General features: G+C 65.1%; 10 protein-coding genes. 7 read left to right on the top strand and 3 right to left on the bottom strand.

Annotation, left to right across the window (positions count from 1 at the left end):
* Positions 1 to 22 precede the first annotated feature (22 nt).
* Entirely contained in the window at positions 23 to 316 is a 294-nt protein-coding gene (locus tag AC1AUD_RS10785) for a WXG100 family type VII secretion target (RefSeq protein ID WP_476574388.1), read from the bottom strand.
* 73 nt (positions 317 to 389) lie between these two features.
* Here AC1AUD_RS10785 and AC1AUD_RS10780 point away from each other — a divergent pair, with 73 nt between their 5' ends.
* From AC1AUD_RS10780 to AC1AUD_RS10760, 5 genes are all read left to right on the top strand, one after another.
* Positions 390 to 1,319: a TPM domain-containing protein gene (locus tag AC1AUD_RS10780; RefSeq protein ID WP_476574387.1), complete on the top strand. Its 930-nt coding sequence runs from the start codon at positions 390 to 392 to the stop codon at positions 1,317 to 1,319.
* A gap of 4 nt (positions 1,320 to 1,323) precedes the next feature.
* Positions 1,324 to 2,055 (top strand): response regulator transcription factor, encoded by a 732-nt coding sequence (locus tag AC1AUD_RS10775; protein WP_476574386.1) that lies wholly within the window; start codon positions 1,324 to 1,326, stop codon positions 2,053 to 2,055.
* A 232-nt stretch (positions 2,056 to 2,287) separates the two neighbouring features.
* Entirely contained in the window at positions 2,288 to 4,015 is a 1,728-nt protein-coding gene (locus tag AC1AUD_RS10770; protein ID WP_476574432.1) for a sensor histidine kinase, read from the top strand.
* 84 nt (positions 4,016 to 4,099) lie between these two features.
* A complete protein-coding gene (locus AC1AUD_RS10765; protein WP_476574385.1) occupies positions 4,100 to 4,489 on the top strand; it encodes a cold-shock protein in 390 nt (129 codons plus the stop codon).
* Positions 4,490 to 4,511: 22 nt separating this feature from the next.
* Entirely contained in the window at positions 4,512 to 5,609 is a 1,098-nt protein-coding gene (locus tag AC1AUD_RS10760) for a DUF3027 domain-containing protein (protein WP_476574384.1), read from the top strand.
* A gap of 85 nt (positions 5,610 to 5,694) precedes the next feature.
* On the opposite strand, the gene AC1AUD_RS10755 is transcribed toward AC1AUD_RS10760, so the two are convergent.
* Positions 5,695 to 6,663 carry a universal stress protein gene (locus AC1AUD_RS10755; RefSeq protein ID WP_476574383.1) on the bottom strand — a complete coding sequence of 323 codons (969 nt, stop codon included), beginning with the start codon at positions 6,661 to 6,663 and terminating at the stop codon, positions 5,695 to 5,697.
* A 142-nt stretch (positions 6,664 to 6,805) separates the two neighbouring features.
* Between AC1AUD_RS10755 and AC1AUD_RS10750 the strand changes: the two genes are divergently transcribed.
* Positions 6,806 to 9,421 carry an ATP-dependent Clp protease ATP-binding subunit gene (locus AC1AUD_RS10750; RefSeq protein WP_476574382.1) on the top strand — a complete coding sequence of 872 codons (2,616 nt, stop codon included), beginning with the start codon at positions 6,806 to 6,808 and terminating at the stop codon, positions 9,419 to 9,421.
* Positions 9,422 to 9,547: 126 nt separating this feature from the next.
* On the opposite strand, the gene AC1AUD_RS10745 is transcribed toward AC1AUD_RS10750, so the two are convergent.
* Positions 9,548 to 10,870: an amidohydrolase family protein gene (locus AC1AUD_RS10745; RefSeq protein ID WP_476574381.1), complete on the bottom strand. Its 1,323-nt coding sequence runs from the start codon at positions 10,868 to 10,870 to the stop codon at positions 9,548 to 9,550.
* Positions 10,871 to 10,987: 117 nt separating this feature from the next.
* On the opposite strand from AC1AUD_RS10745, the gene AC1AUD_RS10740 reads away from it, so the two are divergent.
* On the top strand, positions 10,988 to 12,541 hold the full coding sequence (locus tag AC1AUD_RS10740; RefSeq protein ID WP_476574380.1) for a PucR family transcriptional regulator ligand-binding domain-containing protein: 1,554 nt from the start codon (positions 10,988 to 10,990) through the stop codon (positions 12,539 to 12,541).
* Positions 12,542 to 12,692 lie beyond the last annotated feature (151 nt).

Here is a 12,692-nt window from a genome sequence, read left to right as displayed (position 1 = left end):
TATGGGGAACCGGCCCTGCGGATCAGCCGGCGGCGAAGAGGCGGGAGGCCTGCATCTCGGCGTCGGCGTAGACGGTGGAGGCTTGGACGAGGGCGGTTTGGATGGACTCGAGCGAGGCCTCCATCTGCTGCTGCGCGGCCCGCCACTGCGTGTAGACGGAGGCGAACTGCGTGGCGGCCGTGCCTTTCCATGCGTCCTGCAGCGCGGTCAGATTGGTGGTCATGCCGGCCACGGCCTGCCTGATCGAGGAGACCGAGGCCGAGACGGCCGCCGAGGAGGATTGGATCCGTTCGGAATCAACTTGGTATTGGGGCATCGTTGCCTTCTTTCGGTAGTCGTTGGATGAAGGCGTCCGGAGCTTGGCGCAACCGGTCGCTATGGTGGAAGATATGGCATCGAAGAGCGTCGCGCACGAATCAACGGGTTATGTGGTCGGAGGTTTGTTCTCCGGCGTGTCACGAGGGCGGGCACCCCTCCGGATGCGAGTCGTGGCAGTGGTCGCGGCCATATTGGTCGCTCTGAGCGTGGCATTGTGGACAACTCCCGGCGCGCTGGCGGATGACCAGGAGGAAACGGCCGGGCAGAACGGTTCCGGCATCACCATCACCCAGAACATCACCGACACCGAGAATCTGCTCGGCTCGAAGGTCGGCGAGGTCACCGATGCGATCACCTCGACCAAGGACGAGACCGGCGTGACCGTGCATCTGTTGTATCTGGCGAGCTTCAACAACGGCGACACCAAACCGGCGGATTGGGCCGGCCAGGTGCTCGAGTCCCTGCAGCCCGAGCCGAACACCGTGCTGCTGGCCGTCGCCTCGAACGACGGCAACCTTGTGGTGGCCGTATCCTCGAACTCCGACGAATGGCTGCGCAGCCAGCAGACCGTGGACCGTCTGTCCCAGAAGGCGCTCGACCCGATCCTCGACAAGAAGGACGGCACCCCCGACTGGGCCGGTTCGGCCACCGCCATGATGGACGAGATCAAGACGCTCAAGGCCACCTCCACCGGTTCGGGCACCACATGGATGGGTGTCGGCGTCATGGGCGGCGTGCTTGTGCTGCTGATCGTCGGCGCCGTGGTCGTTGTGGTGATGCGCCGCCGTCGTGAGGCGGATGGACGGACCGGAAAGAAGCATGGCAGGAAAGCCTCGAAGGGGTCGGCCGGGGAAAGCGGCGCCAAGGGCGAGACCGATGCGGGCACCGATACCGAGGCTGCCGCCGGTGCCGAGGCTGCCGCCGACGCCGATACTCATGTGAACGCGACCGAACTCGCAGAAGACGTTCAGGAAACCTCCAGCGACCCGAGCCATGCTTAAAGGCATGAGCAAACCCATCGAAGCATCGATCGTCGTCGTCGACGACGAACCGTCCATCAGGGAACTGCTGGTAACCTCACTGCATTTCGCCGGTTTCGAAGTGAACACCGCGGCCTCCGGTTCCCAGGCCATCGAAGTCATCGAGAAGGTCCAGCCTGATCTGATCGTGCTGGATGTGATGCTCCCTGACATCGATGGCTTCACCGTCACCCGCCGCATCCGCCAGGAGGGAATCGACGCGCCCGTGCTGTTCCTGACCGCGCGCGACGACACGCAGGACAAGGTCATGGGATTGACCGTCGGCGGCGACGACTACGTGACCAAGCCCTTCAGCCTCGAGGAGGTAGTGGCCCGCATCCGTGCGATCCTGCGGCGCACGCGCGAACAGGTGGAGGACGACCCGATCATCCGGGTTGGGGACCTCGAGATCAACGAGGACTCGCACGACGTCTACCGCGCGGGCCAGGCCATCGACCTGAGCCCCACCGAATACAAGCTGCTGCGTTATCTCATGGACAACGAGGGGCGCGTGCTTTCCAAGGCGCAGATCCTCGACCATGTGTGGCAATACGACTGGGGCGGGGACGCCGCGATCGTCGAGTCCTACATCTCCTATCTGAGGAAGAAAGTCGACGGCCTCGAAGTCGAGGACGAGACCGGCGAGAAGCACAAGGTGACCCCGCTGATCGAAACCAAGCGCGGCATCGGATACATGATCCGCGCGCCGAAGAACTGACCCATATTCCCACGGAAGCGGCCGGCCGGGGCCCGTATGCCCCGCCGGCCGCGCCGCGCATCACGGGAGGTCGAGAAAGCATATGACCGCATCCCAGAACGTGCCCACGCAGCCGATTCCGGTCGCCGGCGCCGCGGGTTCCAACGGCGCCGACGGATCGCCCGCTCCCGCGCGCCCCTCGGCCGTGCGCCGTTTCCTGCGCTTCTTCATCGACCGTCTCGACCGCGTGTCCATGAGCGCCAAGCTCGTCTCCTGCACGCTGGTCGTGCTTATCATCGGCACGGCGGGCATCTCCTTCTCGATCCGCCAGCTCGTCGGCAACTATCTGATCGACAAAATCGACACCCAGCTGAGCAAGCAGGCGCAGCTGGTCTATGAGAACATCGACCTGCTCAGCCAGGACGACGGCGGCGAGCAGACCTCGGCCGGCCTGACCGACTACTATCTGCAGATCCGCGACGCCTCGAACCGCAATCCGGTCACCAGACTGCAGCCGGTGCTGCGCAACGGCGTGACCTCCGTGCCGCTGCTGCCCGTGGTCGGCACGATGACCGGCGTCACCCCCGGCGAGCCGTTCACCACCGACGCGGTCGTGCGCCTCGGGGCTGTCGCGCCCGACCATGCCACGCTTCAGGCGGCCCGCGCGCCGTGGCGCGTCGTCGCCAAACTCGTCGTCGACAAGGACGATTCCGGGCGTCAATACGTCAAGAACGTCGCCTACATCGGACTGTCCCTCAACGACCAGATCGACACGACCAACACGCTCACCAGATACTGCGTGATGGTCAGCATCGCCATCGTGCTGCTCGGCGGCTCGCTGGCGGCCATCGTGATCCAGCGCACGCTGACGCCGCTCAAACGCATCGAGAAAACAGCCGCCAAAATCGCCGCCGGCGACCTGAGCCAGCGCGTGCCCACCGTGCCCGAGAACACCGAGGTGGGCTCCCTGTCCGCCTCCCTCAACGCCATGCTCGCGCGCATCGAATCGAGCTTCCGCGAACAGCAGGAGACCACCGCGAAGATGAAGCGCTTCGTCTCCGACGCCAGCCATGAGCTGAGGACTCCGCTGGCGGCCATCCACGGATACGCCGAGCTCTACAAAATGCAGCGCGACATGCCGGGCGCCCTTGAGAGGGCCGACGAATCGATATCGCATATCGAGCGATCGAGCGCGCGCATGACCGTGCTCGTCGAGGATCTGCTTTCGCTGGCCCGGCTCGACGAGGGCCGCGGCATCGACATGACGCAGAGCGTCTCGCTCAACACGCTTGTCCAGGACGCCACCGACGACCTGCATGCCCTTGACCCGCAGCGCGAGGTGACCTGCGGCACGGTCGTCCTCGCGCCCGCGGACGGCATGGACCGCCCCGCCTCGCTGAGGATGACCGATGGGGCGCCGCCCGCCGTCACACTCACCGGCGACGGCTCGCGCCTGCGCCAGGTGGTCACGAACATCGTCGGCAACATCCACCGCTACACTCCCTCGGATTCGCCCGCGCAGGCCGCACTCGGCGTGATGCCCGCCTCGATGGCGCCGGAGCAGCTCGCCGCGCTGCCATCCACCGACGCCTCGATGCGGCGCTTCCTCGAGGCGGCGGAGGTCGGCCAGGCGATGCGCGTCGGCACCAACTACGCGGTCCTGCGCTTCGTCGACCATGGCCCGGGCGTGCCCGACGAATCTCGGCCGCAGCTCTTCGAACGCTTCTACACCGCCGATCCCTCGCGTGCCCGCGAAAAGGGCGGCACCGGCCTGGGGCTGGCGATCGCGCAGTCCGTGGTCAAGGCGCACCACGGCCTGATCTGCGCCACCGCCACCGATGGCGGCGGACTGACCTTCACCATCGTGCTGCCGATCGGCCCGGTCGAGCCTCCGGCCGGCGAGGATGTTCCCTCCGCCGACGCTCCGGCGCGCCAGGGCAAGGTCCGTGCCCTCGGGAAGTCATGGTTCGGCTCGAAGTGAGGTTTGCCGTCCGTCATGCCGCGGATGCGGTAGCATGGATGGTTGGCTTATGTTTTTCGATACGATGCTAAGAAGAGGTTAACGATGCCCACCGGTCGAGTTCGTTGGTTCGACGCCGCCAAGGGATATGGCTTCATCACCAGTGACGAGGGCTCCGACGTGTTCCTGCCCTCCGCCGCGCTGCCCGCCGGCGTCACGACGCTGCGCAAGGGCGCCAAGGTGGAGTTCTCCGTCGTCGAGGGACGCAAGGGACCCCAGGCCATGGACGTGAGTCTCGTGGCCTCCGCCCCCTCGCTGGTCAAGGCCACGCGCCCCAGGCCCGACGACATGGCCGCCATCTGCGAGGACCTTATCAAGATGCTTGACGCGGCGGGCAACACGCTGCGCCGCCACCGCTATCCGTCGTCCTCCGAAAGCCGCAAGCTGGCGACGCTGCTGCGCGCCGTCGCGGACAACTTCGATGTGCAGGACTGATATGGGCGCTGACAGGAGCGATATGGACGAGAGGAACGCCGACAACGACGAGATCGCCGCCGTGCGCGACCTCGACCCGAATGCCATCGCGCGCGCCGTCGCGCTGGAGACGGCGGACGAGCCCGAGCAGGTGGGGGACTTCGCCGAGGCCATCGATATGGGCGACGGGGTCACCGACTTCCGCTTCGAGGCACGCATCCGCGGATACGAGGGCTGGCAGTGGTCCGTGACCCTCTACCACGACATCGAGGCCGGCGCTTGGACGGTGAACGAATCCTCGCTGACTCCCACCGACGCCGCGCTGCGGCCTCCCCAATGGGTGCCGTGGAAGGACCGGCTGGAGCCCACCGACCTGTCGCCGACCGATTCGATCGGCACCGAGCCCGACGATCCCAGGCTCGAGGAGGGAGAACTCGCCGAATCCTCGCTGCCGGACGTCGAGGAGGCGCGCGAGACCTTCGACCTGTCCCGCCGGCGCGTGCTTTCGCCGCTCGGCCGCGCGCAGACCGCCAAACGCTGGTACGAGGGCCCCCGGGGCCCCAAGGCGCTGTCCACGAAGACGGCCTCCGGCAATCCCTGCTCGACCTGCGGCTTCTTCGTGCCGCTTGCGGGCGAACTCGACCGCATGTTCGGCGTGTGCGCCAACAAGTGGAGTCCCGACGACGGCCGCGTGGTCTCGCTCGACCATGGCTGCGGCGAGCATTCCGAGATCGATCCGCCCGAACCGACGCGCCTGTGGGTGCAGTCCAAGCCGGCCTACGACGACCTGCACATCGACGTCGTGGCGCAGACTCCGCGCGAGGAGCGCGGACAGGTCGAGCTGCTGGAGGAGATCGTCACCGACGCCGGGGATGCGGATGACGCCGACGAGGCGACCGAGGCGGACATCGAGGCGCATTCCGCCCCCGATGCCAGCGACGAGGAGATCGCGGCCGAAGCGGTGCCCGAGCCCGCCGAGCCGGAGGTTGAGGCCACGGTGGAGCTGGGGGAGGGATCATCCGAAGGCGACGATGACGATTCGGATGGGACGGAATCGGAAGGATCGGCAGAGCAGTCCGCGGACGCTCCGGCCGAGCCGGGCGAATCCGAATCGGATGAACCGGATGCCGCCGAGGAATAACGGCGAATAACGAATACAGCGTAAGGCCCGTCGGTGTGGAACCGGCGGGCCCTACGCATACGGAACGCTACGGAACAGGCCTCCGTCAGTGGACGACGGTGACCGTGCACTCGGCGAAGTTCACGATCTGCTTGGAAACCGAGCCGAGGAAATGCGCGTCGAGACCGCTCAGGCCGCGCGAGCCGACGACCAGATGGCTCGCGTAGCGCGAGGCGGAGATCAGGCCTTTGGACGCGGGGATGTGGAAGGCATGCCGCTCGACCGTCATATCGGCGGGAATGGCGGCGCCGTCGACCATGGCATCGAGGATCTCCTGGGCGCGCTTCTGGCCGGCCTCCACGGGTGGCACGGCGTTCTCGTATCCGGGCACCGATCCCAGGTCCTTCAACTGCCAGCAGAACATCACATGCAGCGGGCGGCCATGGACCCGGGCCTGGTCGATCGCGAAGTCCAACGCGTGGCGGGAGGTCTCCGAGCCATCGACGCCCACGACCACGGGGCGGCGCTCTTGGTCGAGCGGCTGCACGGGCTGTGCGAAGCGGACCCTCACATCGGAGGGCGTCAGCGCATTGGCGATCTCGTCCTGCACCGACTCGTCCTCGCCGTCCATGATGCGCACCACCGTGACCGGCACCTCGGCCTCCTCGGCCAGCGACGCGGACAGCGAACCCATGAACCAGCGCAGCACACGGCCCAGCGACCGGCGGCCCACGACGATCTGCTGGGCGTCGGCGCCGATCTGCAGCAGCGCCGAGGTTCCGGACGCCTTCACGCTGGTGAGCTTCAGATCCTCCGGATCGAAATCGATGCCCTCGCTGGCCTTGTCGACCCATTCGCGCAACTCGGCGGCGATTTCGTGGCGCATCGTGTTCCATGCCTCGTCGCTGTCGGGTTCCGGGCCCGTGTCCCACGAATGCGTCCATCCGAAGACCGCGTTGACCTTCTGCCCGGTAAGCCCCGCCTCGCGCATGGCCCATTTGAGAGCCGCGAAGGACTCGTCGGAGCCGTCGACGCCGACGACGATATCGGCCTTGGTTCCCATGGCGTCGTTCATGATGCCTCCCCTAGGTTGTGGTGTCACTCACAAGCATATCGTTTCCTTGCGTCTGTGAGCGCAATTCGGCGTGCTGGAGGCCCGAAACGTCATCGAGCGCCGCTAGAGTGATACAGAATGTCTTAAGCAAGGAAGGACAAGCATGTTCGAACGGTTCACCGACCGTGCACGGCGCGTGATCGTGTTGGCTCAGGAAGAGGCGAGGGCCCTCCAGCACAACTACATCGGCACCGAACACCTGCTGCTGGGTCTGATCCGCGAGGGGGAGGGCGTGGCCGCCAAGGCGCTCGCCTCGAAGGGCGTGGAGCTTGACGCGACCCGCAAGCAGGTCGAGGAGATGATCGGCAAGGGCAACGCCGCGCCGAACGGCCACATCCCCTTCACCCCGCACGCCAAGCAGGTGCTGGAGCTGTCGCTGCGCGAGGCGCTGCAGCTGGGACACAGCTATATCGGCACCGAGCATATCCTCCTGGGTCTGATCCGCGAGGGCGAGGGCGTGGGCACGCAGGTGCTCATCAAGATGGACGTCGATCTGGGCGAGCTGCGCAGCGCGACCATCGATATGATCCGCGGCAACTCCGGCTCCGGCGACGGCAAGGGCGAGCTGGCGAACGCCGGTGGCGTGGCCGACAAGCAGAACAAGTCCGGCTCCGCGATCCTCGACCAGTTCGGGCGCAATCTCACGGCCGAGGCGGCCGAAGGCAAGCTCGATCCGGTCATCGGGCGCACCAATGAGATCGAACGCGTCATGGTCGTGCTCTCCCGGCGCACCAAGAACAACCCGGTGCTGATCGGCGAGCCCGGCGTCGGCAAGACGGCCGTCGTCGAGGGACTGGCGCAGAAGATCCAGGTCGGCGACGTGCCCGAGACCTTGAAGGGCAAGCAGGTCTATTCGCTCGACCTGGGCTCCATGGTGGCCGGCTCGCGCTATCGCGGCGACTTCGAGGAACGCCTCAAGAAAGTCTTGAAGGAGATCAAGACCCGCGGCGACATCGTGCTGTTCATCGACGAGATCCACACCATCGTCGGCGCCGGCTCCGCGGACGGAGCCCTCGGCGCCTCCGATATGTTGAAGCCGATGCTCGCGCGCGGCGAACTGCAGACCATCGGCGCGACCACGACGGACGAATACCGCAAGTACATCGAGAAGGACGCGGCGCTGGAACGCCGTTTCCAGCCGATCCAGGTCCAGGAGCCGTCGATCGCCGACACGATCGAGATTTTGAAGGGCCTGCGTTCGCGGTATGAGAACCATCACCACGTCACGATCACCGACGCCGCGCTGCAGTCCGCGGCCGAGCTGTCGGCGCGTTACATCCAGGACCGTCATCTGCCGGACAAGGCCATCGACCTGATCGACGAGGCCGGCGCGCGCCTGCGGATCAAGCGTCTGACCGCCCCGCCCGAGCTCAAGGAACTCGACGGCAAGATCGCCAAGCTCACGGCCGAGAAGGACGAGGCCATCAAGAGCCAGGACTTCGAGAAGGCCGCTGAGCTGCGCGACAGCCAGGAGAAGCTCGAGGCCGAGCGCAAGGAGAAGGAGAAGGCCTGGCGCGAGGGCGAGTCCGACGTCAAGATGGTCGTGGACGAGGATGTGATCGCCGAGGTGATCTCCTCGACCACCGGCATCCCCGTGTTCAAGCTCACCCAGGCCGAGTCCAAGAAACTGCTCGGCATGGAGGCGGAGCTGCACAAGCGCGTCATCGGGCAGGACGAGGCCGTTTCGGCGCTGTCCCGCTCGATCCGCCGTACCCGCGTGGGCCTCAAGGATCCGAAGCGCCCCTCCGGTTCGTTCATCTTCGCCGGTCCGACCGGCGTGGGCAAGACCGAGCTGGCCAAGACACTCGCCGAATTCCTCTTCGACGACGAGGACGCGCTGATCCGCGTCGATATGTCGGAGTTCTCCGAGAAGTACGCCGCCTCGCGCCTCTTCGGCGCGCCCCCGGGATACGTGGGCTATGAGGAGGGCGGCGAGCTCACCGAGAAGGTGCGCCGCAAGCCGTTCTCCGTGGTGCTCTTCGACGAGATCGAGAAGGCCCATCCGGACATCTTCAACACGCTGCTGCAGGTGCTGGACGACGGCCATCTGACCGACGGCCAGGGCCGCAAGGTCGACTTCAAGAACACCATCATCATCCTGACGACCAACCTCGGCACGAGGGACATCGCCAAGGCCGCCAACACCGGCTTCAACCTCGGCGCGAACACCGAGTCGAGCTACCAGCGCATGAAGGACCAGGTCTCCTCCGAGCTGAAGCAGCAGTTCCGCCCGGAGTTCCTCAACCGCCTGGACGACATCATCGTGTTCCGCCAGCTGACCGAGCCCCAGGTGCGCCAGATCGTCGACCTCGACGTCAAGCAGCTCAACGACCGTCTCTTCGAGCGCCATATGTCGCTCGAACTGACCACGGCCGCCAAGGATCTGCTTGCGCAGAAGGGCTTCGACCCGCTGCTCGGCGCCCGCCCGCTGCGCCGCGTCATCCAGCGCGACATCGAGGACGCCATCTCCGAGAAGATCCTCATGGGCGATCTGGTCGACGGCCAGAAGGTCGTCGTCGACGCCGAGGGCGAGGGCTTGCTCGGGGAGTTCACCTTCAAGGGCGAGACCTTCGAGCAGCCGAAGGCGGCGGATGCGGCGGATGCGGCTGCTGATGGGACAGCCGCCGAGACCGATGCGCCGGATGCCGCGGTCGACGGCAACGCCGGGACTCCGCTGGAATCCCCGGAACATACGGGCACGGACCAATCCGCCGATTGATTCCGGGACAACGGCCACGGTCCTGAATAGGACCCGCATGTGAAGGCGCCCGTCCGAACCAAGGGGTTCCGGACGGGCGCCTCGCTATACGGCCTGTAGTCTATCCAATCTGTCCTGCTGAGCGGCTTATTGCAGCAGGTCCTCATCCGTGTCGATGGTCTCGGCGCGGGTGAACAGCGTGCGGCCGGCGCGTACCGAGCGCAGCACGTTCGCACGCTCATACACGGCGTCGAACACCGAGGAAGCGTCGAGCACGATGAAGTTCGCGGGCCTGCCCTCCTCCAGTCCGTATTCATCGCGCATGCCCAGCGTGGTCGCGCCGTTGACGGTGAGGAATTTCAAGGCATCGTCGATCTCCTCGAAGCTCATCATCTGCGCCAGATGCAGCACATAGTCGAGGATGAGCATCATATTGCCATTGCCCAACGGATACCAAGGGTCCTGCATGGAATCCTGCCCCAGCGAAACGTTCACGCCGGCCTCCGTGAGCTCCTTGACGCGCGTGATGCCGCGGCGCTTGGGGAAGGTGTCCTGACGGCCCTGCAAATAGAGATTTTCGGTCGGTGCGCACGCGAAATTCATATGCGCGGCCTTGAGCAGCTTGGTCAGATGGAAGAAGTAGGCGTTGTCGGCCGAACCAAGCGAGCAGGTGTGGCTGGCGGTGGTCATCGGGCCGATGCCGGCGCGGTATGCCAGCGCCGCAAGCAACTCCACATAGCGCGATTGCGGATCATCGGTCTCATCGCAGTGCACATCGATGAGCTTGCCGTATTTCGCGGCCAATTCGACGACCGTGTGCATCGAGCGCTCGCCGAATTCACGGCATTGCTCGTAGTGGGGGATGCCTCCCACGCAGTCGGCGCCCATGCGCAGCCCTTCCTCGACCAGATCCGCGCCATTCTCGCCGTGCGGCCCCTCATAGGAGTACATCCCCTCCTGTGGGAATGAGACGATCTGCAGCGTGACCGTGTCCTCGAGCTCTTCCTTGAGCTCAAGCAAGGCCTTGAGCGAAGTGAGGTTGGGATCGGTCACATCGGCATGGGAACGGATGAACTGCACGCCGTGCAGCATCTCTTTTTTGATTCCGAGCTTCGCGCGTTCCTTGACTTCGTCCACCGTGAGATCGGACTTGGTCTCGCTCCACCGCTGGATGCCCTCGAACAGGGTGCCGGATTCGTTCACGGCGCCGGGCTTGCGGGCGGTGAATACATAGTCGAGATGCAGATGCGTGTCGCAGAACGGCGGGCATGCCAGTTTGCCGCCTAGATCCACGGTTTCGATATTGCTCATATCACGACCTTGCGCGGTGAGTGTGCGGGACAAATCGGGCCCAAAGGCCGTGAACAGGCCGTTCTCGACGAGGATATCCGTCAGCGGCGTGGTCTGCGCCGACGTGCTGCCGGGCTCCCCGGTGGCAATGTGTGCGTTGGTGAACAATGTGGCGGTCATGTTCGTCCTCCCTCTGACGTCGGCGCAAGCTCCGCGCGCGGCCGGTATGTGTCTGTCTGGTTACGGGGCATCGGAACGGCGTAACCTTCGGCGCTTATTGTCAGCTCCAACGATTGCGTGGATGTGTTGCGCGTCAGGGCAAGTGTTACGGGAGATTGGACATTCTGTATGGTTGTGACGATGCGATCGGTCCTTTCGGAAGCGACGTTCCGCAAGGCGGAACCCGAGGTGGAAGTGGGGGAGGATCTGCTGGACCGGCCCGTGAGGTGGGCCTTTGCCAGCGAGAGGAGGGATGTCGCCTCGTTCTTGTCCGGAGGGGAGCTGGTGCTTGTCGACGGACGGCGGTTGGCGGATGCCGGCCAGCACCTGGGGGCCGCGAAATATATGGAAAGTCTGGCTGATGCTGGTGTCGCCGCGGTGGCGGTGGAGTTATCGGAGGGGAATGGGAAAGTGCCGCCGGCTGCTGTGGAGGCGGCGGCAAGGCGCGGGCTCATCGTCATTGGATTGCATATGAGGGTGCCGTTCGTCGACATCTGCCAGGCGGTTAATACGACCATAGTGCATGATCAGATGAAGATGCAGACGGATATGGACATGATGTCCACTCGTTTGCGTGATGCGTTGGCGCAGACACATGATGCGCAGGACATCGCGATGGCCTTGTCGAGTCAGCTGTCGGAGGAGGTCGTGCTGTTCGACGCCGACGGATTGCCTGTGGGCCGGGCCGGCCGTCCGTTCGAGCCGGGGGAGCAGACGGCGATTATCGCGCTCGGAAGCGATAGCCGACCGCTGGGCGCGATGGAGATCACGCAACGCGCCATGCCTCTGTCTGTGCAAGCCCGACATATCGTGGCGGAGGCTGTTTCGCCGATGGCGGCTCTGAGCATGGATGGCGGCACACGCATGGGTATGATCGCCCATCTGGTGCGCGGGCCTAGTGATGGCACTCGGTGCTCGGTCGCCGAGGCGAAGCAGGCGCATGAAACGTTGCTGGCCTTGGGATGCGCGCCGTCATGCGTGGCCATGCCGTTCGCCCTGCGGTGCAGTTCGCTGTCCTCGGCGGCGAAGACGGTGTCCACGGTGATCGAGGGATTTGAATCCGGCGAGGGATGCGAAGTCATCTGTTTGCTGCATGGCGACACCTTCGTGGGATGCCTGGCGGGGGAAGACGCAGGTCAGGGTGTGCGGGCATTCTCACGGCGGTGCCATGACGCTCTGGATGCCGTCCGTGGACGTGATGATGTGCAGGCCGTGCACGGCAAGGTCTGCACGGATGCGGCGATGCTGGTCGATGATTTCGGCGCCTTGCATGATGCGTTGGATATGGAGCCGCCGTCATATGGCACTGTGGCGGCCGCGTCGGATGCGATGTTTGCGCTTATGACCTCGTCACCGGGTGCCGAAGGGGTCATCGAAACCTTTGTGCGGAGGGTGCTTGGCCCGGAAATATTGGAATCCCCGCATCTGATTGACGCGATGTGCGCCTGCTTCGATGCGCTCGACAACAAAAGCGATGCCTGCGCGAAGCTTGGCGTGCAACGTCAGACCCTGTACAACCGATTGGACAAAGCGGAACAGACGATCGGCGTCTCTCATGAGGACCGCCGGGCCTGGGCAACGGCCCTGTGCGCCGCCAAATTCGCACAGGCACGTGCCCTCCGGCACCTTTGAACAGGTCTGGCGGAACGCTTGGCATAGTGTCCAAATCGTCCCCGCCGCCAGTTAATCGCCGGTTCATAACGAGGTAAATCGGCCGGGGGATGGTTGACATCATCATCCACACCGGCGTCGCGTAGAAACGTGACCCATCCAGAAAGGCGGT

It is taken from the genome of Bifidobacterium sp. LH_730 (assembly GCF_056355835.1).
Note: the sequence above shows the minus strand (reverse complement) of the source record. Positions and strands in the feature narration are given on the sequence as shown.